The organism is Novosphingobium sp. DS6-6 (genome assembly GCF_057784975.1).
The window spans coordinates 228,114-254,483 of record NZ_JBYNTS010000002.1 but is presented as its reverse complement, the minus strand read 5'-3'; the positions used below and the strand labels follow the sequence as shown (position 1 = coordinate 254,483).

Below are 26,370 nucleotides of genomic sequence, written 5' to 3'. Positions count from 1 at the left end.
TGCCCGCGCGGATTGCACTTGCCGATCCGGCCCTGCTCGCTTACATCGCTGGCTGCCAGTGGCCGCTCCGTGAAGGGGCGGCCCTTATTGTTTCCGCGCCGCTGGACAGCTGCCTGAACGGCGAACCGCGCAGGATGAAAAAAGAGGACCATGCCGTGAGCAACCAGCCCACGTATCCGCTGATGCCGCATGCCACCGCTTCGTGGCTTGTCGACAATACGGGCCTGACGTTCGACCAGATTGCCGAGTTCTGCGGGCTGCATATCCTCGAAGTGCAGGCCATGGCCGACGATCTGGCCGGCGCCAAGTATACCGGACGCAACCCGCTGCATTCGGGTGAACTGAGCCAGAGCGAGATCGATCGCGGCCAGGCCAACCCGGAATACCGCCTCAAGATGCAGCGTGCGCCGCTGGCCGTCAGCCGCACCAAGGGTCCGCGCTATACCCCGGTGTCCAAGCGCCAGGACAAGCCCGACGGCATCGCCTGGATCCTGCGCCACCACCCGGAAATTTCCGACGCGCAGATCGGCAAGCTGATCGGCACGACCCGCACGACGATTGCCGCGATCCGCGATCGCAGCCATTGGAACATCGCCAACATCAATCCCAAGGACCCGGTGACGCTGGGCCTGTGTTCGCAGCGCGAGCTGGACCTGCTGGTAAGCAAGGCGTCCAAGCGCGCCGGCGTGGCGGTCGAAGAGGAAGCGGCCAGCGTCGATCGCCTCGGTTCGGATCGCGACGCCCTGATCGAAGAACTGCGCGCCGAGCGCGAAGCCCAGTCCAAGGCCGCGTCGGAAGCCGCGCAACAGGCCGAAGCCATGGCCTGGCTGGAAGCGCGCCGCGCCGAAGGCCTATCGGACAGCTGATCGCATGGCCCCCCTTCCGCAACCGGGAGGGGCCGGCCAGCCAGATCGCGGTCAGGCAGTTCGGACCCGGGCAGATCGGACCCGGGCAGATCGGACTTAGCCAGCTTGGACTCAGGCAGATCGGACTCAGGCAGACTGGATATAGACACGCATCGCGTCGGCTTCCGCCTCGATCCGGTCGAGCCGGTATTTCACCAGGTCTCCGATCGAAACGAAGCCGACCATGCGGCCGTTGTCCAGCACGGGCAAGTGGCGGAAGCGGCGGCGGCTCATCAGGGCCAGGGCGTCCATCACTTCGGTTTCCGGGCTGACCGTGACGACCGGCGCCGTCATCACCGCGCCCACCGCCAGGCGCAGGGCATCCTCGCCATGGGCGGCGACCGCGCGAATCACGTCGCGTTCGGAAAAGATCCCGGCCACGGCGCTGGTGCCGTCATGGACGGGTAGAGCCCCGATCTTGTGACGGGTCAGCACCTCGATCGCGTCGGCCACCGTGTCCTGCGCATGGACGGACCAGACTTCGCCGGAGCGCCCGGCAATCAACCGCGCAATGGTCATCAGTTCATTCCTCTTCCCGTTGGGGCAGCTTGTCCCGCCGCCGCATGCGATCATGACACGTTCCGGTTGCGCGGCAAGGCCCTTCCTGTAGGCAGGAATACCTTTCCGGCAAAATTCCGGCCGGACCGGAACGATCGCCGCGCTGTCGGCTTTGGAAGACGGAAGGGGGGAGAACATGATGGCCAACCGCTCTCCGCTGGACGATCCGCATAATGCGGCGCATGCCTGGGCGCGCTACCGCTGGCTGCTGCGCCGCATGGGCCTGGCCGCGCTGCTGGCGGTGCTGGCGGTGGACGGCTGGCTCTATACCACCGTGGGACTGGTTTCGATCCACCTCTATATCGCCACCTCGCTGGGCGTGGGGCTGACGATGATGCTGATGGCATCGCTGATGGGGCTGGTGTTCCTGTCGAGCGGCACCGGCCACGACGAAAGCATCGAAGACCGCCTCGACAGTTCGCATTGGGACGCATAGGCCGGCGTTTTCGAACGGCCTAGCCCAGCCGGATCAGCGTGTCGTCGGCCGATGTCAGCCGTTCGGCGCCGGCTGCGGTGACAAGATAGGTATCCTCGTGATGCAGGCTGCCGGCATTGTCGGCCAGGTCGCAAGGCATGTCGACGTTGATGACCATTCCGGGTTCGAGCATCCGGTCGGGCTCGGCCTTGAGGAACGGCGGGGCGCCCGTGGCGCGCGGATCGTCGCTGTGCGCAAGGCCGACGCTGTGCGGCTCCACGATCTGGGGCGGCAACCCGGCATTGGCCCAGACGGCATTGGCCAGCGCGCGCAGTTCGCCATAGCGGCGCCCGGGCGCGATTGCCGCCGCCACCGCCCGTGCGGCCTCGCGCAGCAGGGCGTGGCGGCGTTCGGCATCGGGCGGCATCGCGCCGAACACGGCGCTGCGCCCCCAGTCGCCGGCATAGTGCTGGCGAAAGCCCAGCGCGTCGACCATGAAGGGCTCGCCGGCCATGAAACGGCCCTGGGGCATCCGGCCCAGCGCCGTGACGATATAGCAGCCCTCTCCCCCGCCATCCAGCATCGCGCGCTGATAGGCAAGCGTGAGCGCCGCCGGTGGATCGCCGGCGCGGATCGTGGCCAGCGCGGCGCGTGCGGCCTGCTCGTTGAGCATGGCGGCTGCCCGCAGGCGCGCGATCTCTGCCGGCGTCTTGACCAGCCGGATCAGGCGGAACAGATCGGCGGCGGCAACGGACGTGGCGCCCGCGCGGGCCTGTGCCAGCCATTGCGCCACCACCGCATCGTCATGCCCCACCCGGCGCATCGGCCCGAGCGCCGCGGCAAGGGCAGCTTCGATGTTGCCCGGGCCGCCGCCCGGCGCGGCATAGGGCAGGGGCACCACGCCGGGTTCGAGCGCATCGAGGCCGGGCAGTTCGATCACCGGCAGCACCAGCGTGACCGGCAGCGCCGTATCGGCGGGTATCACCGCGAGGTTGGTGGTCTCGCGCTGTGCCGCGTCCATCTTGCTGCTATGGCCGGTTGCCTGGACAAGGTGATGCGGCCGCACCGCGACCAGCGCATCGAGACCGTGCGCGGCCATGATCGTGGCGGCACGGGTGCGATCGAGAAGAGGACCGTCGGACATGACGGGACGATAGCCGATCGGATCGGCAGCGGCCATGGCGCAATTGCACGGGCCGCGCCCGTGAGGCCGGCAGGGCTTCATGTCAGCCTCTTCAGGCCAGCGTGCTCAGGCCAGCGTGCTCAGGCCGCCATATTCAGGCCGCCATATTCAGGCCACCATATTCAAGCAGGCGGATTGAGCCGGTATTCCGCCACCGGCACGCCACCGATCACATGTTCCTGGATGATCCGTTCGAGCACCGGCGGGGTGCAGGAATGATACCAGACGCCATCGGGATAGACGACCGCCACCGGCCCGGCCGCGCAAACGCGCAGGCAGCCCACTTTGCTGCGCAGCACGCCCTGGGCGCCGCCCAGCTTCAGTTCGCCGAGCCGCTTTTTCAGGAAAGACCAGGCCGCGTCGCTTTCCCGGGCCGGGCAGCACTTGTCCTTGTCTGAATCGGCGCAGATGAAGATGTGGCGCTGCGTGGCAAAGCCGCCCAGCTTGGCCAGCGTGCCTTCCGCCTCGAGGATGTGCCTGTCTTTGGCCTTGCCGCCCATCAGCCGCGCTTGCCGGCTATCCGGGCGATTTCGGCCGCCACCATCTTTTCCACCATCGCGGGCAGATTGGTTTCCAGCCATTGCGCCAGCATGGGGCGCAGCATGTCGCGTACCATGCCTTCCAGCGAGGTTTCGCCCGACCGTACGATCTGCGGCGCGGCGCCCGGCTGGGCCAGCATGGCCAGCGCCGCCAGCGAGCCCCGCATCGATGCGGCGGCTTCTTCGGGCACCAGGGCTTCATCCGCTTCGCCGTCGCCGGCATCGGTCGCCGCGCCCGAGACTCCGGGCGCGCGATATTCGCCCATGATCTGCGCGGCCACGTCGGTCAGGTCGAGCACATCGGCCGGGCCGGCCGTGCGGGAGAGGCCTATGGCGGGCTGCGGCGCGGCAGCCGGCGCAGCCGACATTGGGGCAGCCGGCGCCGGGGCGCGTGGCGGCTGCGGGCGCGGGGCGTCCCCGCGTGCATCGCGGGCAATCACCTTTTTGATCGATTCGAGAATTTCCTCGACCGAAGGTTCACCGGCCTGGCGCATTCCTGTTCCCCACCTTCTGCAATCCGCCGTTCCGCCCCATCCGTCGTCCTGCGGTCCGGCCCGATCCCCACCTGTTCAGGCCGCCCGTTTCGGGATTCCCATCTCAGGGCCGCGGCTGATCGGGGATTGTCGCATCCTGAGCCGGGGTGTCAACCGTCGATGTCGCCCGGGCCACCGGCGGGGGATCGCTGTCCCAATCCCAGATGCGATGGCGCACGCGCTCGTAATTGGTCTGCGGATCGTAAAGCGCGCCGCCGTCCAACCCCAGGTCCCGGGCCTGGCCCTTGCCCATCGCGGCCAGCAGCGCGAAGCCCGCCACATAGGCGTTGCGCCGGGCCGTCACCAGATTGACCTGGGCGTTGAGCAGTTCCTGCTCGGCATCGAGGATATTGAGAATCGTTCGGTTGCCGACGGTATTTTCCGCGCGCACCCCTTCCAGGCTGAGTGCGGCGGCATCCACGGCCGTCTGGTTCAGCCCGATCACTTCCCTGGCCGCGATCCAGTTGGACCAGGCCGAGCGCACTGTCGCGATAACCGAACGTTCGGCGCCGATTTCCTGCTCCATCGCCGCGCTTTGCCGGGCCTGCGCCTGGCGCACCCGCGCGGCCGGCGCGCCGCCCTGGAACAGCGGGATGGACGCCGTGACGCCGGTGGTGAAATTGCGGAACGAATTGGGCACCACCGGCAGATAGCTGTTGAGGTAGTTGGTGCTGCTGCTCGTCGCATTGCCCGTGATCGTCGGCAGGCGGCCGGCACCGGCCACTTTCACATCGAAACCGGTGGCCTTGCTGTTGTCGCGCGCGGCGATCAGATCGGGGTTGTTTTCCAGGGCATAGTCGACGGCATCCTCCACCGTGGCTGGCATTCCGGCCAGCGCCGGCGGCGCTTCCAGCGTGCCCGGCACCTGGCCGACGACCTGGATGTAGGTTTCCCGGCTGGCCACCAGGTTGGCTTCGGCCGAACGCAGGTTGGCCCGCGCCAGCGCCAGGCGCGAGCGCGACTGCGCCACGTCGGTGCGGGTCACGTTGCCGATCTCGAAACGGTCGCTGGTGGCCTGCAGGTTGATTTCCAGCACCTGCACGTTGTTTTTCTGCAGGCCCACGATCGCCGCATCGCGGATCACGTCCATATAGGCGGTGACCGTGCTGGAAAACACGCTGGTTTCCGTGCCGCGCAACGAGGCGCGCCCGGCTTCGACGCGGGTCTTGGCGGCGCGCAGGCCGTTTTTCACCGATCCGCCATTGTACAGCGGCACATTGGCTGTGGCTGTCGCCGTCACCAGGCGTTCGGGATACGTGTTGAAGAAGTACGATCCGCCCTTGTCGACATATTCGTTGTAGCTGGCGCTGCCCGATAGCGAAGGCAGGGCCGAGGCCCGTGCGATCGGCACGTTCTCGTCGGTGGCGCGCAGATTGTCGCGCGCGGCCTGAAGATCGGGATTGGTTTCATAGGCCGCAATCAGCGCGCTGCGCAGATCGTCGGCTAGGGCCGGGGCGCCGTGCATTGTGGCCGCGGCCGCCAGACATGTTCCTGCCGCGGCGGCGCGCCACCGGCTCTGCTGCGGCATGAGCTTCAGAAACTCCAGCCCTTGGGCGCGGCGAATTCGCGCAGCACGGCAAAATCGGCCTCGCCCAGGGTGGCCAGGGCCACCTGGCCGGCCACTTTGCGGCCCAGTGCCAGGCGGGCGACCCGGCGTTCCACCAGGCCGGTGACCAAGCGGCCATCCTCGGCCAGAGCGGCTTCGAGCGCCGGCGTCGTCTGTTCGATCGCCCCATCGATCATCACCAGGGCAAACGTGCCGAGGGCGGCCAGATCATCGCCGGGCGCGGCCAGCGTTACCGCCACGCCCAGTTCGCCCAGCAGCGCGCCCAGATAGGCGCCGGGCTTGCCCACCACCAGCGCGCGCTCGCCCGCCGCCGGGGCGGCCGCCATCAGCATCTGCCCGTGAGTCAGCGCGGGGGCCAGCACGGCGCCATCGCCAAGCGGCACGGCGCGATCCATATAGGCGAGAGCGCGGCGTTCTGCCGGCACGAAATCCTCGCGCCGCACGGCGGCAAAGGCGGCCAGCACCGCCGCATCGTTGACACCGCTGACGCGCAGCTGGCTTTCGATCATGGCCTTGCGTTCGCGCCCCATCCCCGCCCCGGCTGCCTCAGCTCCTGCCACGCTACTAGCCACTGCCACGCTCATCGCAATTCCTCGTCAGGTTCCCGCGCCAGGCCGCCTTCGCAGTTGCAGGATCGGCATGGATCGATCGTGTCTCTAGAATATTGCCTGCCCTGCGCCAAGCGTCTTGCATGCTGTCTGTCGGCGCGTAAGGGGTTTTGGCAGAATGCTGTAGCAGGAGCACAATCGCGATGGCGGAAATGGTGACGATCCGGGAAGCGGATCTGGTCGAAAGCGTGGCCGATGCGCTGCAATACATCAGCTACTTCCACCCGATGGACTATATCCGCGCCCTGGGCGCGGCTTACGAGGCCGAACAAGGCCCCGCCGCCAGGGACGCCATCGCCCAGATCCTGACCAACAGCCGGATGTGCGCCGAGGGCCATCGCCCGCTCTGCCAGGATACCGGCATCGTCAACGTGTTCGTCCAGTGGGGCCAGGATTGCCGGCTGGAATCCGACAAGTCCCTGCAGGACGTGGTCGACGAAGGGGTGCGCCGCGCCTATCTCCACCCGGACAACAAGCTGCGGGCCTCCGTCCTGGCCGATCCGGCCTTCACCCGCCGCAACACGCGCGACAACACACCCTGCGTGCTGCACGTGGAAATGGTCAAGGGCGGCAAAGTGACCGTCGATGTCGCGGCCAAGGGCGGCGGCAGCGAAAACAAGTCGAAGTTCAAGATGATGAACCCGAGCGATTCGATCGTCGACTGGGTGCTGGAAATGCTGCCGCAAATGGGTGCCGGCTGGTGCCCGCCGGGCATGCTGGGCATCGGCATCGGCGGCACCGCCGAACATTGCGTGCTGCTGGCCAAGAAGGCGCTGATGGAGCCGATCGACATGGCCCAGCTCAAGCAGCGCGGACCGCAGACCGATATCGAACGCCTGCGGATCGAGATTTTCGACAAGGTCAATGCCCTGGGCATCGGGGCGCAGGGGCTTGGCGGGCTGTCCACCATTCTTGACGTCAAGATCATGGACGCGCCCTGCCACGCAGCGGGCAAGCCGGTGGCGATGATCCCCAATTGCGCGGCCACGCGCCACGCCCATTTCACGCTCGACGGCAGCGGGCCAAGCTATCTCGAACGGCCCAGGCTGGACGAATGGCCGCAGGTGCACTGGGCGCCCGATGCGGCGGCCAGGCGGGTCGATCTCGACACGCTCACGCCCGAAGAAGTGCAGGGCTGGAAACAGGGCGATCGCCTGCTGCTCAATGGCCGGATGCTGACCGGCCGCGATGCCGCGCACAAGCGCATCCAGGACATGCTGGCAAAGGGCGAGGAACTGCCGGTCGATTTCAAGGGCCGCGTGATCTATTACGTCGGCCCGGTCGATCCGGTGCGCGACGAAGTGGTCGGCCCGGCCGGACCGACCACCGCCACGCGCATGGACAAGTTCATGGACATGATGCTCGACCAGGGCCTGCTGGCCTGCGTGGGCAAGGCGGAGCGCGGCCCTGCCGCCACCCGGTCCATCGCCAGCCACAAGTCGGCCTATCTCATGGCTGTGGGCGGCGCGGCCTATCTGGTGGCGCGGGCGATCAAGCAGGCCAAGATCGTGGGTTTCGAAGACCTGGGCATGGAAGCGATCTATGAATTCACCGTGGAAGACATGCCGGTGACCGTCGCTGTCGACAGCGAGGGCCAGAACGTCCACCAGCTCGCGCCGCTGGTATGGAAAAAGAAAATCGCCGACGAGGGCCTGCTGCCGGCCTGAGTTTTGCCGCGCGGGACGAGGGGCGGTGCCAAAGCCCGCCCCTCGATGAACCGCCCACCCCGCTCGATCGCTGCACTGGCGCCAGGCGGCGTGCTGGCCTAGCAAGGGGCATGGCCAACCACGAGCGGGCAGATCCGCTTTCATCGTTCCAGGAGCTTCCGCCCGGCATGGGGCATGTCGCGGCGCGGCAGGTCGTGCTTTCCGCCGCCGCGCTGTGGCTGTGCTATTTCGTGCTGGTCTCGATCCGCTGGGCGCTGGTCGGCCCCACCGAAACCGACCTTTCGATCTGGATCGAGCTGCTCTGGCGCCGCGCGCTGGTGACCGTGGCGGGCATTGCCGTCACCGTGCTGGCCTGGCCGCTGCTGCGTCGCTGGGACCACTACCGCCTGGGCGCGCGCGTGGCGGTGGCGCTGGTCATCATGCTGCCCGCCGCGCTGTTGCTGGCCATTATCAATCAGCGGGCCTTTGCCCCGCTCGACGCGCATTGGGACAAGAAGACGCAGCAGCAAGCCGGGCAGGCCGATACCTCGTCCGCCGCGCGCAACGACGCAGAGCAGCGCAATACCGGTGGCAACGTGCTGATCGACATGCCCCCGCCCCCAGGTCCTCCCCCGCCCCCAGGTCCTCCCCCGCCCCCAGGTCCTCCCCCGCCGCCAGGTCCTCCTGCGCCCCCAGTTCCTCCTGGGTCTGCCGTTCCGCCCGCCCCGCCGGATGACGAGGTCAGCGTGCGCCACCATGCCGACGGCACCACCGAAATCGACGCGGGGGGCATGCGTATCGTCACGCGCGAGGCCGCCACCCCCGCCGCCGTCGCCAAGGCGATCGGCCAGGCCGAAGGCTGGCAGGAACTGACCGACATCGCGCTGGGCCGCTATTTCCTGCTGATTGCCTGGGCGGCGCTCTATCTCGCGCTGGGCAATGCCGAACAGCGCCGCGTGGCCGAATGGCGCGAAGGCGAATACCGTCGCGCGGCCAAGACGGCGGAGCTGCGATCCCTGCGCTATCAGGTCAATCCGCATTTCCTGTTCAACACGCTCAATTCCCTTTCGGCGCTGGTCATGGTCGGTCGCACCGAAGAGGCGGAGCGGATGATCCAGACGATTTCCAGCTTCTATCGCCACAGCCTGGCCGCCGACCCCGCGGCCGATGTTCCCCTGGCCGACGAGATCGCCCTGCAACGGCATTACCTGGCTATCGAAAGCGTGCGCTTTCCCGATCGGCTGCGCGTGGAATTCGATGTGCCCGACGATGTGGCCCAGGCCTGCGTGCCCGGCATGATCCTGCAGCCGCTGGTAGAAAACTCGATCAAGTATGCCGTTTCGGCCACGACCCGCCCCGTTACCATCAGCATTCGCGCGCGGCTTTCGGGCGAGCTCCTGGTCCTCACTGTCGCCGACGATGGCCCCAGTGGCGGTCAGGGTGCCGATCAGGGCGGCGATCAGGGCAGCATGCCTGCCGGCGGCACCGGCATCGGGCTGGCCAATGTGCGCAGCCGCCTTGCCGCTCGCTTCGGCCACCAGGCGCGGCTGGAAAGCGGGCCGCTGCCGGCGGGCGGCTATGCCACCGTGCTGACGCTGCCGATCGTTTCCAACGCTGCCTGAGGTCTTGATGCGCACTTTGATCGTGGACGACGAACCGCTGGCCATCGAACGCTTGCAGATCCTTTGCGCGCGCATCCCGGGCTTGCAGATCGTGGGCACCGCCGCCGATGGCGCGGCGGCCTTGCGGCTTGTCGAGGCGCTGGCGCCGGCGCTGGTGCTGCTCGACATGACCATGCCCGAACTCGATGGCCTGGGCGTGGCGCGCGCGCTGGCGCGCCAAAGCCCCCGCCCCCTGGTGATCTTCGTCACCGCGCACGACAATTTCGCGGTCGAAGCGTTCGATTGCGAAGCGGTGGACTACGTGCTCAAGCCCGTGGCGCAAGACCGGCTGGAACGCGCGGTGGAGCGTGCCCTGGCGCGCCAGGCAGGAGCACCCGACGATCGGTCGGTCGCGCCGGCATCGGCTGCGCCGTCACCGTGGATCGAGGAATTCTGGGTGCCCCACCGCAGCGAACTGGTGCGCGTGGCGGCGGACGATATCGACCGCATCGACGCCGAACGCGATTATGTGCGCCTGCACGTGGGCCAGCGCAGCTACCTGATGCTGCACACTATCCAGCGGCTGGAAGACCGGCTCGATCCCGCCCGCTTCATCCGCCTTCACCGTTCCACCATCGTGCGCCGCGATCGCATCCGGGGATTGCGCCACGATGGGTTGGGGGTATGGTCGGCCGAACTGGCCGATGGCACGCTGCTGCGCATCGGCCGCACCTATCTCGCCAAGGCCAAGGCCATGGCCGGGCGCTGAAGCCTACGGGCCGCTCAGGCCCGTGGCGCCTGGCGGCGATAGCTCAGCGCCTCGGCCACGTGCACGCGGCCAACGCCCTCCGCGCCGGCCAGATCGGCAATGGTGCGCGCCACGCGCAGGATGCGGGTATAGCCGCGCGCCGACAGGCGCATGGCCTCGGCCGCCTTGAACAGCAGTTGCCGCCCCGCCTCGTCGGGCGTGGCAAAGCGATCGAGCAGATCGCCGTCGAGTTCGGCATTGTTGCGCCGGCCGCTGCCGTCGAGCCGCGCGGTCTGGCGCCGGCGCGCGGCGGCCACACGCGCGGCCACTTCGGCCGATCCTTCGGCCGGCGGAGGCAGCGCCAGGTCCGCAGCAGAAACCGGATCGACTTCGACATGCAGGTCGATCCGGTCGAGCAGCGGGCCGGAGACTTTGCCCTGGTAGTCGGCCGCGCATTTGGGCGCGCGGCTGCACCCCAGCGCGGGATCGCCCAGATGGCCGCAGCGGCAGGGGTTCATCGCCGCGATCAACTGCACTCGGGCGGGAAACGTGACATGGGCATTGGCGCGGGCCACGGTCACTTCCCCGGTTTCCAGCGGCTGGCGCAGCGAATCGAGCACCGCGCGCTGGAATTCGGGCAATTCGTCCAGGAACAGCACGCCCAGGTGGGCGAGGCTGACTTCGCCCGGCCGCACGCGCAGGCCCCCGCCGGTAAGCGCGGCCATCGAGGCCGAATGGTGCGGGCTGCGGAACGGCCGCTCGCGGCTGATCCGCCCTTCCTCCAGCGTTCCGGCCACCGACGCGACGAGCGAGGTTTCCAATGCCTCGGCCGGGGTCAGTTCGGGCAGAATGCCCGGCAGGCATGACGCCATCAGCGATTTGCCCGCGCCCGGCGGCCCCACCAGCAGCAGGTTGTGCCCGCCTGCCGCGGCGATTTCCAGCGCGCGTTTGGCGGTTTCCTGGCCTTTTACCTGCTTGAGATCGGCGCGCCGCACCGGAGGCAGCGCTTCGCCCGCCTGCGGCGGGGCCAGCCGCTGCGTGCCTTTGAGATGGTTGAGCAGGGCAATCAGGTCGGGCGCGGCGATCACCTCGATCCCGCTGGCCCAGCGCGCTTCCGTGCCTTGCGCGGCGGGGCAGACCAGCCCCTTTTCCGCCCCGCTGGCATGGAGCGCCGCCAGCAGCACGCCCGGGCTGGGGATGATCCGCCCGTCGAGCGCCAGTTCGCCCACGGCCACGTAATCGGCAATCGTCTCGCGATCGACCACGCCCATCGCCGCCAGCAGCGCCAGCGCGATCGGCAGGTCGTAATGCGACCCTTCCTTGGGCAGATCGGCCGGCGACAGGTTGATCGTGATCCGCTTGGGCGGCAGGCTCAACCCCAGCGCGGCGAGCGCGGAATGCACGCGTTCGCGGCTTTCGCCCACCGCCTTGTCGGGCAGGCCCACCACCCGGAACGAGGGCAGCCCCGGCGCAATCTGACACTGCACTTCCACCGCGCGGGCTTCCAGGCCCAGATATGCCACCGTCGATACCAGCGAAACCATGCGGCCAAGCGTTGCCGGCCGCAACGGCGCGTCACAAGAGGGCGCGGGGCGGTGCCGCCAAATCGGTCGAATCTCTTGCCGGGTGAGGCGAGAGCCACCTAGTGGGCCGCGCCCCAGTTCCTGCCGGTGCCGATTTCCACGCCCAGCGGCACGGTCAGCCGCACGGCCGGCGCGGCGGCATCGGCCATCACGCCGCGGATCACGGCGCCGGCGGCGGCCACGTCGTCCTCGGGCAATTCGAACACCAGCTCGTCGTGCACCTGCAGCAGCATTTTCACGCGGGGCAGCCCGGCGGCGGCCAGGGCCGGGGGCATGCGCACCATGGCGCGCTTGATGATATCGGCGCTGGTGCCCTGGATCGGGGCGTTGATCGCCGCGCGCTCGCTGCCCTGCCGTTCGGCCTGGGCGCTGGAATTGATGCGCGGGAACCACGTCTTGCGGCCGAACAGGGTTTCCGAATAGCCCCGCGCCCGCACGCTTTCCAGCGTCTCGTGAATATAGCGCTGGATGCCGGGAAACCGTTCGAAATAGCGGTCGATCATGCCTTGGGCATCCTCGGCGCTGGTGCCCAGGCGCATGGCCAGGCCCCAGCGGCTGATGCCATAGAGGATAGCGAAATTGATCGTCTTGGCGCGGCCGCGGGTATCGCGGTTGACTTCGCCGAACAGCTCGCGCGCGGTGCGGGCGTGAATGTCCTCGCCCTGTTCGAACGCTTCGCGCAACGGGCCAACGTCGGCGATATGCGCGGCCAGGCGCAGTTCGATCTGTGAATAGTCGGCGCTCAGCAGCACGTGCCCCGGCTCGGCCACGAACGCTTCGCGGATCTGGCGGCCGATTTCGGTGCGGATCGGGATGTTCTGCAGATTGGGATCGTTGGACGAAAGCCGCCCGGTCTGTGCGCCGACCAGGCTGTAGCTGGTATGGACGCGGCCGGTCTCGGGGTTGATCGCCGCCTGCAGGGCATCGGTATAAGTGTTCTTCAGCTTGGACAACTGGCGCCATTCCAGCACCAGGGTGGCGACATCCGCGCCCTGGCCGGCCAGGGTTTCCAGCACCGACTGGTCGGTGGAATACTGTCCGCTCTTGCCTTTCTTGCCGCCTTTGTAGCCCAGCTTCTCGAACAGCACGTCACCCAGTTGCTTGGGGCTGCCGATCGTGAACGGGCCGCCGGCCTTTTCGTGGATCACGCTTTCCAGGCGGGCGATCTCGCCGGCAAAGCGGGTCGAAAGGCTGGCCAGGGTCTCGCGGTCCACGCGGATGCCATGGCGCTCCATCTGCGCCACCACCGGCACCAGGGGCCGGTCCACCCGCTGGTAGATGCGCGTGCCGCCCTCGTCGGCCAGGCGCGGCGCGAACAGCTGGTGCAGCCGCCAGGTCACCTCGGCGTCCTCGGCGGCATAGCGCGTGGCGTCGGCCAGCGGCACTTCGGCAAAGGAAATCTGCTTCTTGCCCGTCCCGCACAGGTCCTTGAACAGCATGGTGGCGTGCCCCAGGTGGCGGTTCGCCAGTTCGTCCATGCCATGCCCCGCCAGGCCGGTATCGCTGCGCCCGGCATCGAGGCAGAAGCTCATCACCATGGTATCGTCGATCGGCGCCACGGCAATGCCGTGCCGCGCCAGGATGGCCAGATCGTACTTGATGTTCTGACCCACCTTGAGCACCGCATCGCTTTCCAGCAGCGGCTTGAGCGCGGCCAGCGCCGCGTCTCGCGGGATCTGCACCGGGGCCTCGGCAAACATGTCGGCCCCGCGGTGGCCAAGGGGAACATAGCAGGCCTGGCCTGCGCCCGTGGCCAGGCTTACCCCCACCAGATCGGCGCGCATCGCATCGAGTGCGGAGGTTTCGGTATCGATCGCCACGATCCGCGCGGCAAAGGCGCGGGTGATCCAGCCCTGCAGGTCGGCCATCGACTGGACGCAGGGATAGGCCTCGCGGTCGATCGCCGGCCAGGCGGGCAGGGGCTGGCGGGTCGATTCGGCGGGCGGGGCTTCGGGCGCCGTGCCCGGCGAATCGCCCGCCGGCAGGGTGGCAGCGGCAGTCGCCGTTCCGGTCGGGACCAGGGCCGGGGTTCCCAGCTTGCGCAGCAGGCTGGTAAAGCCGTGGGTGGAAAGAAACGCGGCCAGCGGCGCGGGCGGGATCGGCCCCAGGGCGAAATCGTCCAGCGGGACAGGCAGCGGGCAATCTTCCTTCAGCGCCACGAGCTGGCGCGAAAGGCGCGCCATTTCGGCCTGCTCGATCAGGCTGTCGCGCAGTTTGCCCGGCTTCATCGCCGGGGCGGCAGCCAATGCCCCTTCCAGCCCGCCATGCTCCTGAATCAGCTTGCTGGCGGTCTTGGGGCCGATGCCGCGAATCCCCGGCACGTTGTCCACCGTATCGCCCATCAGGGCCAGCACGTCGCCCACCAGTTCGGGCGGCACGCCGAATTTCTCGATCACTTCGGGAATGCCGATGCGCTGGTTCTTCATCGTGTCGAGCATGTCGACACAGCCTTCGCCGCCCTGGGCGCACTTGCCCACCAGTTGCATCAGGTCCTTGTCCGACGATACGATCGTCACGTCCCAGCCCTGCGCCGTGGCGGCGCGGGCATAGCTGGCGATCAGATCGTCGGCTTCCAGCCCTTCTTCCTCGATGCAGGCCAGGCTGAATGCCCGCGTGGCATCGCGGATCAGCGGGAACTGCGGTTTCAGATCCTCGGGCGGCGGTGGGCGATGGGCCTTGTACTGATCGTACAGCGCGTTGCGGAACGTGATCGAACTCTTGTCGAGGATCACCGCCAGATGCGTGGGGCCATCGGCCTTGTGCAGATCCTCGGCCAGGCGCCACAGCATCGTGGTGTAGCCATAGACCGCGCCCACGGGCACGCCCTGGGGATTGGTCAGCGGCGGCAGGCGATGATAGGCGCGGAAGATATAGGCCGAGCCATCGACGAGGTAGAGGTGGTTGCGCGAAGCCATGCCACCAGGCTCTAGCGCCTCCGCGCCGGTTTGGAAAATACCCATGGTCCGTTTTTCCGGGGGTACCGGAATCGACTTCACCGAGACGACAATTCAGCCCCGTTTCAACGCTTCATCGCTGTAACGGGGCGCTTGAGCGCAGCGGCGCTCGCGCAAAAAACCCTTGTCGCTAAGGGCGATAGCGACGGCCCGTCGCAATGCTGTCGTCTTGTGCTTGCAAGCCGATGAATTGACGATTAATTGGGACGTCGAAGTCTACCGTGGGAGTAGGCTTTGCGGCGGGTTTTCGCCCGGCGCGGTTCACTTCAATCCAGGGATTGTAACGCATGCGCAAGCTCATCCTCGCCGCCGTCGCCGGCACCGCCTTCGCCCTCGCCGGCTGCTCGGAAAAGCCGGCTGACACCGCCACTGAAGCTGCCAGCGAAGCTGCTGACGCTTCGGCCGATGCTTCGGCTGCTGCTGCTGACGCCAGCGCTTCGGCTTCGGAAGCCGCTGCTGACGCGAGCGCTGCCGCGAAGATGTAATCCCCGCCCGCAAGGGCAGGTTACGGATAGAGGGGCGTGGCCACGCGGCCGCGCCCCTTTTCGCGCGTGCGGAGCGCAAGACAGGGTTCGCATGCCAAGGTTCACAGGGCCAAGGTTCACAGGGCCAGGTTCACGGGACCAGGTTCAATGTTCAAAAGCGAAGGCCGGCCGCGCGTGCGTCCTGTCGGGCAGATGGGCAGGCAACCCCACGCGCCGCGCGCCGGTTGAAAGCGCAGGCGCAGGCGCCGCTTGGCAGCAGGGGTCTGGGCCGTAGAGGTTTAGCGGCGGGACATCTCGCTCGCCGGGCCGGGTCCCTCGGCCGGGGTCAGGAAACCTTCGTAAACCGCGGCGGCAATGCGGGCGATCAGGCCGGCCTGCACGGCATGGCTTTCCGGCCCGGCAACGAAAATGGCCAGCGCCACGTGGCGTCCGTCGGGCATGCGCACGATGCCGACATCGTCGGTCACCCCGGCCAGCGTGCCGGTCTTGTGGGCCAGCAGCACGCCTTCGGGCAAGCCGGCGCGAATGCGGTTGCGGCCCGTGCTGGTGCGGGTCATCGTATCGAGCAGCACGGCGCGGGCCTGGGGACTGAGGGCGCCGCCGCGGTCGATCGCCGAAAGCAGCGCGATCATCGCCCGGGGCGTGCTCGACGTGCCGGTATCGATTGCCCGCGCGGGGTTGATGCGCCCGTCATCGCGCACCAGCGTGGCCATGGTATGGTCCAGGCGCTGGCCGGAAATGCCGGTCTGGGCCAGAAACCGGTTCACCGCGCCGATCCCGCCCAAAGCGGCGATAAGGCCATCGGTGGCGTGGTTGTCACTGCGCGTGATCATGCGTTCCAGCAGGGTCTGCGCGGTATAGCTCGGGCCAGGCCGCACCATCGCCACCAGATTGCGGCGCCCGGTCCGTTCGGGCACGGGCATCATCATCGGCAGTTGCTGGTCCAGCCGGAAGCGGCCCTGTTCCACCATCTGAAGGAACGTGGCGGCAACGGCCACTTTGGCCGTGCTGGCCATGGGAAAGGGCATGTCGCCATTGATCAGAACCTGGCCGCCGCCGTCCAGATCCATGGCTGCCACCCCCACCCGTCCGCGCGCCGCCGCGGCGATGGAGGCAACCCGCTGCTGGATGGCCAGGTCGCGCGCGCTCTGCACCAGGGCGGGCGGACGGCTTTGCACCGCGGGGCTGGTGGCCGCCAGGGCGGGAAGCACCGCCAGAGCCGCGACCGCGATGCGCCATTTACGTTTTGACTGGATCCAGACCATCGGGCGGTTTTACCACGAACCTTTTTATAATTTCGTTGCGCGAGGATAAGCTATTGTGACTCTCTCGCAAAGGCAAAAGGTTCCGCCAAGCGAACCTGCCGGGCGCACGCATGTTTCCGTTCGTCGCAATTGCAAAGCACGCTGCATCGTTTCGTCACCAGAAACGTGGTGGCGTGGCGGAGTCAGTCGTCCATGTCGTGCATCATCTGGTCCGGCGCCAGATCGCTGAACCGGGTGACGCGGGCTTCGAATCGCAAGCGTATCTTGCCGGTGGAACCATGGCGCTGTTTGGCGACGATCAGTTCGGCCAGGCCGAACACCCGTTCCATGTCGGCAGCCCAGGCGGCATGGGCCTCGTGGATCTTGGCCTCGTCGCTTTCGATCGGGCGCTTGGGTTCGCGCGCGGCCACATAGTAATCCTCGCGGAACACGAACCACACCATGTCGGCGTCCTGCTCGATGGAGCCGGACTCGCGCAGGTCCGACAGCATCGGCCGCTTGTCGTCGCGCTGTTCGACGGCACGGGAAAGCTGCGAAAGCGCGATCACCGGCACTGCCAGTTCCTTGGCCAGCGTCTTGAGCCCGCGCGAGATTTCGGAGATCTCGTTGACGCGGTTGTCGGCCTTGCCGGTGCCCGAAAGCAGTTGCAGGTAGTCGACGATGATCAGGCCGATATCGTGCCGGCGCTTGAGCCGCCGCGCCCGGGTGCGCAGCGCGCCGATGGTGAGCGCCGGCGTATCGTCGATGTAGAGCGGCAGTTCGGCCAGGCGCTGGCTGGCGAACGACAGCTGCTGGAAATCCTCGCGGCTGATGCGGCCCATGCGCAGCGATTCGGAACTGATTCCCGATTGTTCGGCCAGGATGCGCGTGGCCAGCTGGTCGGCGCTCATTTCCAGGCTGAAGAAAGCCACGGCCGCGCCGACCGAATCCCTAGCGGGGATGCCGCGTGCGATATCGGTGCGCAGCCGGTCCGCCGCGTTGAACGCGATGTTGGTGGCGAGCGAAGTCTTGCCCATGCCGGGCCGCCCGGCAAGAATGATCAGGTCGGAATCGTGAAGCCCGCCGATCTTTTCGTTGATCGAGGACAGCCCCGTGGTCTTGCCCGAGATATGGCCGCCCGAGAGCAGCGCCTTCTCGATCATTTCCAGGCTTGCGCGGGTCGCCTGGCCGAACGTCTGTGCCTCGTTGCCGGTCTGCGCGCCTTCGGCCACGGCGAAAAGCGCGGCTTCGGCCTGTTCCACCTGCTTCAACGGTTCGACCGTCTCGCTCGTGTCCATCGCCCCTTCCACCAGAGTGCGGCCCACGCTGATCAGCTCGCGCAGCAGCGCCAGGTCATAGACCTGCTGGGCCAGTTCGCGTGGCGCCAGCAGGCCCTGTCCGTCGGCCGTCAGCCGGGCGAGATAGGCCGTGCCGCCCAGTTCCTTCAGTTCTTCGTCGCTGTCGAAATAGGGTTTGAGAGTCACCGGCGTGACCACCGCCTTGCGATCGATCAAGGCCAGGATGCGTTCGAACACCCGCCCGTGCACCGGCGCGAAGAAATGCTCGGGCCGCAAAGGCACCGTCATTTCTTCCAGGATGCGGTTGTCGATCAGCACCGCGCCCAGAAAGGCGGCCTCTGCCTCGACATTGGCGGGAAGCGCGCGGACCTCGCTGGCCGGGCGCGCGAGAATGGCTTCGCTGGCAGGCATCCGGCCAGAATGAAGCAAGCCCCCGGGGCTGGCAAGCCGCGGCCGCGCCCGATGATCAGGCAATCGGCCAGCCGTTTTCCACAGCCTGTGGACGGTTTGCCGTTTCGCGCCGCCCCGGCGCCGGCGCAAGGCCGCTTGCTGCGCGTGGCGCCATGTTGCAACAGTAAGGCCATCATGGCGGACCCGCGCATTTCCCATATCGAGCTGGACGAGGCGACAATCGTCTGGCGCAATGCCGATGTGGAGCAGGAACGGCGCGTGGCGATCTTCGATCTGATCGAGGAAAACACGTTTCGTCCGTTGCGCGCCTGCAGCGCCGGCCACGAAGGGCCCTATCGCCTGCGCCTGTCGGTGCGCGACGGGCGGCTTACGCTCGACATTGCCGACGAAGGCGGAACCCTGCTGGAAAGCATCGTGCTCGGCCTCGGGCGGTTCCGCCGGCCGATCCGCGAATATTTCGCGATCTGCGACAGCTATTACCAGGCGATTCGCCGCGCCACCGCGCAAGAGATCGAGACGATCGACATGGCCCGGCGCGGGGTGCACAACGAAGCGGCCGATATGCTGCTCGAACGGCTGGCGGGCAAGGTGGAGACCGATTTCGCCACGGCCCGCCGCTTGTTCACGCTGATCTGCGTGCTGCACATCCGGGGATAGCGCCCGTCACGCAGGCGCTGCAAACCGCGTTCGAAACGTGAACGCGTGAGCCGAAGGGCCGAAGCGGTCAATCATCCACAGCCGCGACAGGCCTTCCTCGATCGCTGGCCGGTGGCCCACCGGCACCCACCACAAAGCCTGGAACGCGCTGCCGAACGGTTCGAAGTACGCGTGCCGCCGGGCCAGCTGTGCCGCATGCCCGGTGCGATAGACGAAGGCGAACAGCGCTTCCACGTCGGCCCAGACCGACATGTTGACGATCAGCAGCGGATCGGGCGTGGGTTGAAACGCGGTGGCGTTGCCAGCCTCGCTCTGCAGGCGCCAGACAAAGCCTTCGGCCGCATCGGCCAGAGCGTTGACGCTGTCGAGCGCGTCGAAAAAGGGCTGCACCCGGGGATCGCCCTGCGGGCCAACCAGCCGCCCGATGTTGATCTGCGCCAGCTGCCACGCGGGCCCCGCGTGCGTGCCTTCATCCGCATTCCTGTCTGTCGAGCGCATCGGTCGGCGTCCTTTCGCGGATGGCGCTGTTGCAAGGCGCGGGTCGCGCCGTCAACGCCCGAATGGCGTCATGCCTCTTTTTTGACGCCACTGACCCCTTGGCCTATGGGCGGCTGGCAATTCACGGTCGGGGCATCGCCATCATGGGAAAACGCAGGAACACGGTGCTGCGGCGCGCGCTGGCGGCGCTGCTGCTGGTGGCGCTTGCCGGCGCGGGCCTGTTATGGTGGCAATCGCGCACATGGCGGCCCGATCGCCAGCGCTTCCCCGTCCAGGGGGCATGGATCGGCATGCACGATGCGCCGGTCGACTGGCCGTTGCTCAAAGGCGATGGCGCCGATTTCGCCTATCTGACCGCCAGCGAAGGCCCGCAGCGCCGCGACGGCGCCTTTACCGACGCGCTCGAACAGGCGCGCGCTGCCGGGCTTCAGGTCGGGGCCGTCCATGTCTATGACCTGTGCGCCCCGGGCGACACCCAGGCGGCCAATTTCGTCACCATGGTGCCGCGCGAGGAAGGCCTGCTGCCCCCGGCCGTGGCGCTCGATAGCGAATCGCGCAGTTGCCCCGTGCCGCCGACCGACGCGGCCTTGCAAAGCGAACTGACGACCTTTCTCAACCAGGTGGAAATGCACGCCGGCAAGCCCGCAATCCTGATGCTCTCGCGCGGTATCGAAAGCCGCTATCACCTGGCTGCGGTGATCGACCGCAACATCTGGGTGCGGCAGGATTTTTTCGAACCGGGCTATGCCGGCCGTCCCTTCGTGATGTGGACCGCCACCGACCGCTATCGCGGCAAAGCCGCGCCGGGGCCGCTCCGCTGGGTGGTGGTGGTGCCGTAGGCGGCGGCGCCTAAGCGGCCATGCCGTGAATTGGCGTGATCTTACAAGAAACCCGTATTCCCGCCTGCCATAAACGCCTGCATCACCGGCAAGGGAGTGACCGATGCGGGCAGGCGTGTTGTTTCTGGCGGCAAGTGCCGCCCTGGCAAGCGGAAAAGCCTTGGCGCAGCAGGCGCCGACCAATTTTCTCGGCGCTTCGGCGCGGATCGAGCCTTATTACGACGGTGGTGACCGTTACCGCGTGCTGGCGCTGCCGGTTGCCGATATTTCCCGGGGCGTGCTGTTCGCGCGCACCACCCGCGGCGTGGGCGAGGCGGGCGTTCGCGTCCAGCTTGGCCCGAACCTGGCGGCGGGCGCGCAGGCCGCGTTCGAGATCGGCCGCGATGCTGCCGACACCCCGCTGCTGGCGCGCAACGGCTTTGCCGATATCGCCACCACGGCCAGCCTGGGCGCTTTCGTCGAAGGCCGGGCAGGCGCGGTCGGCTGGCTGGTCCGGGTGCGCCGCGTGTTGAACGACCAGGGCACGGAAGCGGATGCGCGCCTGAGCTATGGCCTCGTGCGGAACCGGCGCTACCAGCTGTTCACCTATGCCGGCGCGACATGGGCCGATGGCCAGGCCATGCGTACCGACTTCGGGGTCGGCGCGGCGCAGGCTGCCCGCGGCGAACTGGCCCGCTTCGATCCGGGCAGCGGCCTGCGCGACGCTTATGCCGGTCTTGCCGGCAACTATGGCCTGTCCAAACGTCTGGTGCTGGTCGGCGTGGTGGAGGCCAAGCGCCTGGTGGGCCAGGCCTATCGCAGCCCGATCACCCCCGAGGACACGTTCGGACGGTTCACGCTTGGCCTGGCCTACCGGTTCTGAAACAATGCAGCCGATGAGTGCAACGTCTGGCACGATCGACAGCGGCCGATGCGGCGCGCGCGCCGGAAGGCCGCCGGCGTGAAGGCGTTCGCATCCGCTCTGATGGTCGGCCTCGTGCGTTCCGAACTGGCGGCGCGGGGGCTCTTGCCGGCGGCGGCGGACCAGGCGCGGGTGCCGCTGGGCGAAGCGACCGTTGCGCTCGAAGCCAAGCGCGATCTGATCGCGCAGGTGGCCGCGGCCCATGGCCTCGTCCCGCTGATGGCGGTCGGCCGCGGCCTGCATCGTCTGCCGCCCGATCCGGCGCTGACGGCGCTGCTCCGTGCAGCGGACCCGCGCGATGCTTTCGCACGCTGGCAGCGGCTCGAGCGGTTCGTGCATTCCCGCCACCGGCTGGTCATCGAGGCGGAAAGCCCGAAAGCGCTGATCGTGCGCCATGCCGGGCCGCCCGGCGGCGAACCCCCGCAGCCGGGCGAGGATGCGCTGGTCCTTGGCGTCATGGCGGCATTGTGCCGCCATGTCGGTGCCAGGGGCCTGACCGTCGCGCTTCTGCAGGCGGACGGGCGCGCGCAATGTGTCATCGACGACCGCGGGTTTCATGAACCGGCCGATGCCATGCCGGGCAGCACGGGCTTGTGGCGCTTTGCCTGGACCGCGCTGGACCCGCTGGCCGGGACGCCCGAGGTGCCTGACGCCAGCGATCCTCCGTCTGTCGCACAGCCGGCATCCGCGCCCCGCCGGAATCCCGATGCGATGCTGCAGGCGGCACGCGCCGCGATTGCCGCCGATCTTTCGCGCAGCTGGACTCTGCCGGTGCTGGCAAGGCATCTGGCCACGTCGATGCGCACGCTGCAACGGCGTCTCGGCGCCGCGGGGGCCAACCTGCCTGCCGTCGTGCGCGCGGCGCGCGTGGAGGCGGCGGGCCGCATGCTCATCGAAACCGAACACAGCGTGGCCAAGATCGGCTTCGTTTGCGGCTTTTCCGATCAACCCCACTTCACCGCGCTGTTCAGGCGCCAGACCGCACTGACCCCGGCCGCCTACCGCCGCGCTTTTGCATAGGAACAGAGGAATGACCGGATTCTCGCTTGCGGGCCGCACGGCCCTTGTCACCGGCGGCAGTGCCGGTATCGGCCGCGAACTGACGCGCCTGTTGCTGGAAAAGGGCGTCGCGCCGGTTATCGTCGTGGGCCGCAATCCCGAAGCCCTGGCAGAGACCCGGCGGGCGCTGGGGGCGCCGGTCACGACCTTGCGGGCCGATCTGGCCGATCCGGCCGAGGTCGATCGCCTGATCGGCGATCTGGAATCCATCGCGCCCGATCTGTCCCTGCTGGTCAACAACGCGGGCATGCAGGTGCTTGCCGACCTCGCCGGTGAAGACCCCACGGCGCTGATCCCGTCCCTGCGCCAGGAAATCGCGGCCAATTTCACGGCCACGGTGGCGTTGTCGGCGGGCCTGCTCCCGCTGCTGGCGCGGCAGCCATCGGCGGCCATCGTCAATGTCACCTCGGGCCTGGCGCTGGCCCCGAAGACCAGCGCGCCGGTCTATTGCGCCACCAAGGCCGGGGTGCGCAGCTTCACCCGCGCGCTGCGCTATCAATGCGAAAACGCCGCGCCGCACGTCCGCGTGGTCGAAGCGCTGCCGCCGCTGGTCGATACCGCGATGACCGCCGGGCGCGGGCGCGGCAAGATCAGCGCCGCGGCCTGCGCGACCCAGATCGTCGCCGGGCTGGAGGCCGGCAGGCGCGAGATCGACGTGGGCAAGACCAGGCTGCTGCGCGCGATCATGCGCGTTTCCCCGGCGCTGGGTCATGCGATCATGCGAGGGGGATAAGGCCGCCGGTGCCGACTACCCTCCAGGCCCGTCGGGCGTTGACGTGGCGCTTCTCGCGCGTCACAGCCCAAGACATGGAAAACGCCCTGCTGCCTGACGATACGACCCGCGCGGCGCTGATCGCCGCTGCCCGCGCCGCGCGTGCCACGGCCTATGCCCCCTATTCGCGGTTCACCGTGGGAGCCGCGCTGCTGTTCGAAGACGGCAGCATGGTGACTGGCGGCAATGTGGAAAACGCCAGCTATGGTCTTTCGCTCTGTGCCGAAACGGTGGCCTGCGCGAGCGCGGCCCATGCCGGCCGGCGTGGCGGGCTGGTGGCCGTGGCGGTGGCGGGCGGGCCGGAGGGCCGCGATGGCGATCCGATCACCCCCTGCGGCCGTTGCCGCCAGGTGCTGCACGAACAGGCGGCCCTTGGCGGAACCGATCCGCTGGTCCTGAGCGTCGGCGCCGATGGCGTTGTGGAAGAACGCCTGTCCTTCCTATTGCCCCGCGCGTTCGGCCCGGCCTATCTGGGCTGACGCTTCCCCATCCGCACATGCAAAGGACCGGCCTTGGCCATTCTCTCCGACAAGTGGATCCGCAGCAAGGCGCTTGCCGAAGGCATGATCGAGCCTTTCGTGGAAAATCAGCGCCGTGACGGCTGCATCAGCTATGGTCTTTCCTCCTACGGCTACGACGCGCGCGTGGCCGACGAATTCAAGATTTTCACCAATGTCGATTCGGCGATCGTCGATCCCAAGGACTTTGCCAGCAATTCCTTCGTCGATCGGCAGACCGACGTCTGCGTGATCCCGCCCAATTCCTTCGCCCTGGCCCGCACGGTCGAATATTTTCGCGTGCCGCGCGATATCCTGGTGATCTGCCTGGGCAAATCGACTTATGCCCGCTGCGGCATCATCGTCAACGTCACCCCGCTGGAGCCGGGCTGGGAGGGACATGTGACGCTGGAATTTTCCAACACCACGCCGCTGCCGGCCCGCATCTATGCCAACGAGGGGGCGTGCCAGTTCCTGTTCCTGCAAGGGAACGAACCGTGCGAAGTCAGCTATGCCGATCGCGCCGGCAAGTACATGGGCCAGCGCGGGGTCACTCTGCCCCGTCTTTAGGGGGGTGCCTGCGTGAGGCCGGCACCGGAACCGAACCGGGCCTGCCGCCATTGTTGCCGCATATCGTTCAGACATGACGGGGGCGGCAACGGCACGGAAAGGTAGGCCCATGAACACCATCGCGGCCCTGGCAGGGCGCATTCTGCTATCGCTTCTGTTTCTGATTTCCGGTCTGGGCAAGCTGTTCGACGTCAGCGGCACCCAGGCGGCGCTCGCCGGTGTCGGCCTTTCGCCCGATTTTGCCATACCGGTCGGTCTGTTCGAGCTGATCGGCGGCCTGGCGCTGCTGTTCGGCGTGGCAACGCGGCTCTTCGCCCTGCTGCTGGCCGGTTTCACGCTGCTGACGATCCTGTTCTTCCATCACAACGTGCTCGATCATGCGCAAGTGGTCGAAGCGCTCAAGAACCTGGCGATCACCGGCGGCCTGCTTGCGCTGTTCGCGCACAGCCAGGTGGCGTGGAGTTATGACAGCCTGCGCGCCCGCCGCGATCGCGACATGGCGGCACGCGAAGCCGAAATGCGCGCTTCCCGTGCGGAGGGCCGGGCCGAAGCCCTGGCCGAAAACCCGCCGGCCCGCCCGGGCACTGTCACCGCGGCCCATCATGATCCGGCCGGCATGCATGATCGCGCGGCCGACCGCCCTGGCACGGCGGCGATCGCGCGCCGCCGCTGGTGGCAGATCTGAACTACCGTCGCAGCGCGGCGATGCACGCCGCACGGTCCACCTCGCGCCCGTCGCCCCGCCGCGCATCCACATACGTCGCGGTGGGGCGGCCCCCGGCCTGCGGCGGATAGAGATAGACGTCGAGAACGCAGGCCGCGCCGCTCCACTGCAGCTTGCGCGCGTCCTGTTCCTTCACGTCCAGCCGCGGCGGGCCGAATTGCCGCACCAGCGCCTCGGCATCCGCGCCGATCACGCCTTCCAGCCCCGGCGCCATCTGCACGGTGGGGGCCGGTCGCGGCTGTGGCGCAGGCAGGCGCGCGGGCGGGGGTGACGGGCGGCGAGCGGTGGCAGGCCCAGGGCCGGCGGGTATCGTGCTGCTGCATCCGGCAAGCAGCATCAGGCCCGCCATTGCGGGTGCGAAACGCGCGAATGACAGGGGCTGCCACGCGGGGCGGGCGGATGGAGGGGAAAGGCGCAGCATGGCCGTGGTCATGGCTCGTGCAGCCCGGCGATGCAACCGGCCTTGCGGTCGGTCGATGCGGCGGGTAGGCGCCGGATAAAGTTTCTCCGTTCCTTGCGAAAGACACCATGGCGCAAACTCCTGCCGATCCCCGCTTTGACGTTATCGCCATCGGCAATGCCATCGTCGATGTCATGGCGCCGGCCACCGAAGACGATGTTGCCCGGCTCGGCCTGGTCAAAGGCGGCATGACTCTGGTGGATGCCGAACGCGCCGCCGTGCTCTATGGAGCGATGGGCCCGGCGCGCGAGATTTCGGGCGGATCGGCCGCCAACACCCTGGCCGGCCTTGCCGCGCTGGGCGCCTCGTGCGCTTTCATCGGCCAGGTTGCCGATGACCAGTTCGGCAGGGTCTTTGCCCACGACGTTCGCGCAGGGCACATCGCGTTCGATACGGCCCCGCGTGCCGGTGGCCCGCCCACCGGGCAGTGCCTGATCTTCGTTACGCCCGACGGGCAGCGCACGATGAACACGTTTCTGGGCGCATCGCAGTTCCTGCCGGCCGCCGCGCTCGACGCAAGCATGATCGCGGCCGCGCGCGTGCTCTATCTCGAAGGCTATCTGTGGGATCCGGCAGAACCTCGCGCCGCCATGCGCAAGGCCATCGCCGCCGCCCGCGCGGCAGGCACGCAGGTGGCATTCACCCTGTCCGACGCTTTCGTGATTTCCCGCCATGGCGACGATTTCCGCGCGCTGATCGCCGATGGGCAGATCGACATCCTGTTCGCCAACGAACACGAACTGGCCGCGCTGACCGGCATTGCCGATTTCCACGAAGGCATGGCCGCGCTTGCCGGGAACGTGCCGACGCTGGTGGTCACCCGCGGGCCGGAAGGCGCCTATGCCCGCCACGCTGGCGCGGAAGCCCATGTCGCTGCCGAGCCGATCGCCAAGGTGGTCGATACCACCGGCGCTGGCGATCTGTTCGCCGCCGGCTTCCTCTATGGCCACGTGCGCAGACTTGCGCTGGGCGAATGCCTGCGCATGGGGGCGATCTGCGCCGCTGAAGTGGTCTCGCACTATGGCGCCAGGCCCGAGGCCGATCTCAAAGCGCTCACCGGCGTGGCCTGACGCACACGGCCATTCCCCGTCACCCCAGGTCAAGGCCGGGCGAGA

At 68.0% G+C, this 26,370-nt stretch carries 27 protein-coding genes; 15 read left to right on the top strand and 12 right to left on the bottom strand.

Going from position 1 to position 26,370, the window contains the following annotated elements; translation table 11 throughout:
- Positions 1-155 precede the first annotated feature (155 nt).
- Positions 156-866: a DUF1013 domain-containing protein gene (locus AC3EDY_RS03470; protein WP_488571070.1), complete on the top strand. Its 711-nt coding sequence runs from the start codon at positions 156-158 to the stop codon at positions 864-866.
- A 126-nt stretch (positions 867-992) separates the two neighbouring features.
- On the opposite strand, the gene AC3EDY_RS03465 is transcribed toward AC3EDY_RS03470, so the two are convergent.
- Positions 993-1,424, bottom strand: coding sequence for a CBS domain-containing protein (locus AC3EDY_RS03465; protein ID WP_488571069.1), 432 nt, complete (start codon positions 1,422-1,424; stop codon positions 993-995).
- 175 nt (positions 1,425-1,599) lie between these two features.
- Between AC3EDY_RS03465 and AC3EDY_RS03460 the strand changes: the two genes are divergently transcribed.
- Positions 1,600-1,899: a hypothetical protein gene (locus tag AC3EDY_RS03460; protein ID WP_488571068.1), complete on the top strand. Its 300-nt coding sequence runs from the start codon at positions 1,600-1,602 to the stop codon at positions 1,897-1,899.
- Between the two features lie 19 nt (positions 1,900-1,918).
- Here AC3EDY_RS03460 and AC3EDY_RS03455 read toward each other — a convergent pair whose 3' ends face one another.
- From AC3EDY_RS03455 to AC3EDY_RS03435, 5 genes are all read right to left on the bottom strand, one after another.
- On the bottom strand, positions 1,919-3,058 hold the full coding sequence (locus AC3EDY_RS03455) for a M24 family metallopeptidase (RefSeq protein ID WP_488571067.1): 1,140 nt from the start codon (positions 3,056-3,058) through the stop codon (positions 1,919-1,921).
- A gap of 125 nt (positions 3,059-3,183) precedes the next feature.
- A complete protein-coding gene (locus tag AC3EDY_RS03450; RefSeq protein ID WP_488571066.1) occupies positions 3,184-3,561 on the bottom strand; it encodes a (2Fe-2S) ferredoxin domain-containing protein in 378 nt (125 codons plus the stop codon).
- Positions 3,561-4,094, bottom strand: coding sequence for a DUF2497 domain-containing protein (locus AC3EDY_RS03445; RefSeq protein WP_488571065.1), 534 nt, complete (start codon positions 4,092-4,094; stop codon positions 3,561-3,563). The genes AC3EDY_RS03450 and AC3EDY_RS03445 overlap by 1 nt, the downstream gene beginning before the upstream one ends.
- 103 nt (positions 4,095-4,197) lie before the next feature.
- Positions 4,198-5,598 carry a TolC family outer membrane protein gene (locus AC3EDY_RS03440; RefSeq protein WP_488571064.1) on the bottom strand — a complete coding sequence of 467 codons (1,401 nt, stop codon included), beginning with the start codon at positions 5,596-5,598 and terminating at the stop codon, positions 4,198-4,200.
- 68 nt (positions 5,599-5,666) lie between these two features.
- Positions 5,667-6,284 carry a protein-L-isoaspartate O-methyltransferase family protein gene (locus tag AC3EDY_RS03435; RefSeq protein WP_488571063.1) on the bottom strand — a complete coding sequence of 206 codons (618 nt, stop codon included), beginning with the start codon at positions 6,282-6,284 and terminating at the stop codon, positions 5,667-5,669.
- Positions 6,285-6,451: 167 nt separating this feature from the next.
- Here AC3EDY_RS03435 and AC3EDY_RS03430 point away from each other — a divergent pair, with 167 nt between their 5' ends.
- The 3 genes from AC3EDY_RS03430 to AC3EDY_RS03420 all read left to right on the top strand — a co-directional run bounded on the left by AC3EDY_RS03430 (position 6,452) and on the right by AC3EDY_RS03420 (position 10,324).
- A complete protein-coding gene (locus tag AC3EDY_RS03430; RefSeq protein WP_488571062.1) occupies positions 6,452-7,975 on the top strand; it encodes a fumarate hydratase in 1,524 nt (507 codons plus the stop codon).
- A 110-nt stretch (positions 7,976-8,085) separates the two neighbouring features.
- Positions 8,086-9,576: a sensor histidine kinase gene (locus AC3EDY_RS03425; protein ID WP_488571061.1), complete on the top strand. Its 1,491-nt coding sequence runs from the start codon at positions 8,086-8,088 to the stop codon at positions 9,574-9,576.
- Between the two features lie 7 nt (positions 9,577-9,583).
- Positions 9,584-10,324, top strand: a complete 741-nt coding sequence (locus tag AC3EDY_RS03420) for a LytR/AlgR family response regulator transcription factor (protein WP_488571060.1) — start codon at positions 9,584-9,586, stop codon at positions 10,322-10,324.
- A 14-nt stretch (positions 10,325-10,338) separates the two neighbouring features.
- On the opposite strand, the gene AC3EDY_RS03415 is transcribed toward AC3EDY_RS03420, so the two are convergent.
- Together AC3EDY_RS03415 and polA are read right to left on the bottom strand one after the other, a co-directional pair.
- Positions 10,339-11,847: a YifB family Mg chelatase-like AAA ATPase gene (locus AC3EDY_RS03415; RefSeq protein ID WP_488571059.1), complete on the bottom strand. Its 1,509-nt coding sequence runs from the start codon at positions 11,845-11,847 to the stop codon at positions 10,339-10,341.
- A gap of 98 nt (positions 11,848-11,945) precedes the next feature.
- Positions 11,946-14,801: a DNA polymerase I gene (gene polA, locus AC3EDY_RS03410; RefSeq protein ID WP_488571058.1), complete on the bottom strand. Its 2,856-nt coding sequence runs from the start codon at positions 14,799-14,801 to the stop codon at positions 11,946-11,948.
- 326 nt (positions 14,802-15,127) lie between these two features.
- On the opposite strand from polA, the gene AC3EDY_RS03405 reads away from it, so the two are divergent.
- Complete coding sequence (locus AC3EDY_RS03405) at positions 15,128-15,325, top strand: hypothetical protein (protein WP_022677666.1); 198 nt, start codon at positions 15,128-15,130, stop codon at positions 15,323-15,325.
- Positions 15,326-15,603: 278 nt separating this feature from the next.
- Here AC3EDY_RS03405 and AC3EDY_RS03400 read toward each other — a convergent pair whose 3' ends face one another.
- Both AC3EDY_RS03400 and AC3EDY_RS03395 read right to left on the bottom strand, forming a co-directional pair.
- Positions 15,604-16,590, bottom strand: a complete 987-nt coding sequence (locus tag AC3EDY_RS03400; protein ID WP_488571057.1) for a serine hydrolase — start codon at positions 16,588-16,590, stop codon at positions 15,604-15,606.
- 182 nt (positions 16,591-16,772) lie between these two features.
- Positions 16,773-18,278, bottom strand: coding sequence for a replicative DNA helicase (locus AC3EDY_RS03395; protein WP_488571056.1), 1,506 nt, complete (start codon positions 18,276-18,278; stop codon positions 16,773-16,775).
- 174 nt (positions 18,279-18,452) lie between these two features.
- Between AC3EDY_RS03395 and AC3EDY_RS03390 the strand changes: the two genes are divergently transcribed.
- Entirely contained in the window at positions 18,453-18,935 is a 483-nt protein-coding gene (locus AC3EDY_RS03390; RefSeq protein WP_488571055.1) for a UPF0262 family protein, read from the top strand.
- Positions 18,936-18,941: 6 nt separating this feature from the next.
- Here the strand turns inward: AC3EDY_RS03390 and AC3EDY_RS03385 are convergent, their stop codons facing one another.
- Entirely contained in the window at positions 18,942-19,433 is a 492-nt protein-coding gene (locus AC3EDY_RS03385) for a DUF3291 domain-containing protein (protein WP_488571054.1), read from the bottom strand.
- Positions 19,434-19,576: 143 nt separating this feature from the next.
- On the opposite strand from AC3EDY_RS03385, the gene AC3EDY_RS03380 reads away from it, so the two are divergent.
- From AC3EDY_RS03380 to AC3EDY_RS03350, 7 genes are all read left to right on the top strand, one after another.
- The gene (locus AC3EDY_RS03380) at positions 19,577-20,272 is read left to right on the top strand and encodes a glycoside hydrolase family 25 protein (protein WP_488571053.1); all 696 of its coding nucleotides are present in this window, start codon (positions 19,577-19,579) and stop codon (positions 20,270-20,272) included.
- 103 nt (positions 20,273-20,375) lie between these two features.
- A complete protein-coding gene (locus tag AC3EDY_RS03375) occupies positions 20,376-21,134 on the top strand; it encodes a MipA/OmpV family protein (RefSeq protein WP_488571052.1) in 759 nt (252 codons plus the stop codon).
- 78 nt (positions 21,135-21,212) lie between these two features.
- Positions 21,213-22,193 (top strand): helix-turn-helix transcriptional regulator, encoded by a 981-nt coding sequence (locus AC3EDY_RS03370; protein ID WP_488571051.1) that lies wholly within the window; start codon positions 21,213-21,215, stop codon positions 22,191-22,193.
- Between the two features lie 10 nt (positions 22,194-22,203).
- Complete coding sequence (locus tag AC3EDY_RS03365) at positions 22,204-22,965, top strand: SDR family oxidoreductase (RefSeq protein ID WP_488571050.1); 762 nt, start codon at positions 22,204-22,206, stop codon at positions 22,963-22,965.
- Between the two features lie 74 nt (positions 22,966-23,039).
- A complete protein-coding gene (locus AC3EDY_RS03360; RefSeq protein ID WP_488571049.1) occupies positions 23,040-23,483 on the top strand; it encodes a cytidine deaminase in 444 nt (147 codons plus the stop codon).
- Positions 23,484-23,516: 33 nt separating this feature from the next.
- Complete coding sequence (gene dcd / locus AC3EDY_RS03355) at positions 23,517-24,071, top strand: dCTP deaminase (protein ID WP_488571048.1); 555 nt, start codon at positions 23,517-23,519, stop codon at positions 24,069-24,071.
- A 109-nt stretch (positions 24,072-24,180) separates the two neighbouring features.
- Entirely contained in the window at positions 24,181-24,756 is a 576-nt protein-coding gene (locus AC3EDY_RS03350) for a DoxX family protein (RefSeq protein WP_488571047.1), read from the top strand.
- A gap of 1 nt (position 24,757) precedes the next feature.
- On the opposite strand, the gene AC3EDY_RS03345 is transcribed toward AC3EDY_RS03350, so the two are convergent.
- On the bottom strand, positions 24,758-25,228 hold the full coding sequence (locus AC3EDY_RS03345; protein WP_488571046.1) for a hypothetical protein: 471 nt from the start codon (positions 25,226-25,228) through the stop codon (positions 24,758-24,760).
- Positions 25,229-25,323: 95 nt separating this feature from the next.
- Here AC3EDY_RS03345 and AC3EDY_RS03340 point away from each other — a divergent pair, with 95 nt between their 5' ends.
- A complete protein-coding gene (locus tag AC3EDY_RS03340) occupies positions 25,324-26,325 on the top strand; it encodes an adenosine kinase (RefSeq protein WP_488571045.1) in 1,002 nt (333 codons plus the stop codon).
- Positions 26,326-26,370 lie beyond the last annotated feature (45 nt).

Bases quoted from the DNA above. Each gene is read 5' to 3' on its own strand.
- AC3EDY_RS03465 (WP_488571069.1), bottom strand. From the start codon at position 1,424: ATGACCATTGCGCGGTTGATTGCCGGGCGCTCCGGCGAAGTCTGGTCC.
- AC3EDY_RS03460 (WP_488571068.1), top strand. From the start codon at position 1,600: ATGATGGCCAACCGCTCTCCGCTGGACGATCCGCATAATGCGGCGCAT.
- AC3EDY_RS03455 (WP_488571067.1), bottom strand. From the start codon at position 3,058: ATGGCCGCTGCCGATCCGATCGGCTATCGTCCCGTCATGTCCGACGGT.
- AC3EDY_RS03450 (WP_488571066.1), bottom strand. From the start codon at position 3,561: ATGGGCGGCAAGGCCAAAGACAGGCACATCCTCGAGGCGGAAGGCACG.
- AC3EDY_RS03445 (WP_488571065.1), bottom strand. From the start codon at position 4,094: ATGCGCCAGGCCGGTGAACCTTCGGTCGAGGAAATTCTCGAATCGATC.
- AC3EDY_RS03440 (WP_488571064.1), bottom strand. From the start codon at position 5,598: ATGCACGGCGCCCCGGCCCTAGCCGACGATCTGCGCAGCGCGCTGATT.
- AC3EDY_RS03435 (WP_488571063.1), bottom strand. From the start codon at position 6,284: ATGAGCGTGGCAGTGGCTAGTAGCGTGGCAGGAGCTGAGGCAGCCGGG.
- AC3EDY_RS03430 (WP_488571062.1), top strand. From the start codon at position 6,452: ATGGCGGAAATGGTGACGATCCGGGAAGCGGATCTGGTCGAAAGCGTG.
- AC3EDY_RS03425 (WP_488571061.1), top strand. From the start codon at position 8,086: ATGGCCAACCACGAGCGGGCAGATCCGCTTTCATCGTTCCAGGAGCTT.
- AC3EDY_RS03420 (WP_488571060.1), top strand. From the start codon at position 9,584: ATGCGCACTTTGATCGTGGACGACGAACCGCTGGCCATCGAACGCTTG.
- AC3EDY_RS03415 (WP_488571059.1), bottom strand. From the start codon at position 11,847: ATGGTTTCGCTGGTATCGACGGTGGCATATCTGGGCCTGGAAGCCCGC.
- polA (WP_488571058.1), bottom strand. From the start codon at position 14,801: ATGGCTTCGCGCAACCACCTCTACCTCGTCGATGGCTCGGCCTATATC.
- AC3EDY_RS03405 (WP_022677666.1), top strand. From the start codon at position 15,128: ATGCGCAAGCTCATCCTCGCCGCCGTCGCCGGCACCGCCTTCGCCCTC.
- AC3EDY_RS03400 (WP_488571057.1), bottom strand. From the start codon at position 16,590: ATGGTCTGGATCCAGTCAAAACGTAAATGGCGCATCGCGGTCGCGGCT.
- AC3EDY_RS03395 (WP_488571056.1), bottom strand. From the start codon at position 18,278: ATGCCTGCCAGCGAAGCCATTCTCGCGCGCCCGGCCAGCGAGGTCCGC.
- AC3EDY_RS03390 (WP_488571055.1), top strand. From the start codon at position 18,453: ATGGCGGACCCGCGCATTTCCCATATCGAGCTGGACGAGGCGACAATC.
- AC3EDY_RS03385 (WP_488571054.1), bottom strand. From the start codon at position 19,433: ATGCGCTCGACAGACAGGAATGCGGATGAAGGCACGCACGCGGGGCCC.
- AC3EDY_RS03380 (WP_488571053.1), top strand. From the start codon at position 19,577: ATGGGAAAACGCAGGAACACGGTGCTGCGGCGCGCGCTGGCGGCGCTG.
- AC3EDY_RS03375 (WP_488571052.1), top strand. From the start codon at position 20,376: ATGCGGGCAGGCGTGTTGTTTCTGGCGGCAAGTGCCGCCCTGGCAAGC.
- AC3EDY_RS03365 (WP_488571050.1), top strand. From the start codon at position 22,204: ATGACCGGATTCTCGCTTGCGGGCCGCACGGCCCTTGTCACCGGCGGC.
- AC3EDY_RS03360 (WP_488571049.1), top strand. From the start codon at position 23,040: ATGGAAAACGCCCTGCTGCCTGACGATACGACCCGCGCGGCGCTGATC.
- AC3EDY_RS03350 (WP_488571047.1), top strand. From the start codon at position 24,181: ATGAACACCATCGCGGCCCTGGCAGGGCGCATTCTGCTATCGCTTCTG.
- AC3EDY_RS03345 (WP_488571046.1), bottom strand. From the start codon at position 25,228: ATGACCACGGCCATGCTGCGCCTTTCCCCTCCATCCGCCCGCCCCGCG.
- AC3EDY_RS03340 (WP_488571045.1), top strand. From the start codon at position 25,324: ATGGCGCAAACTCCTGCCGATCCCCGCTTTGACGTTATCGCCATCGGC.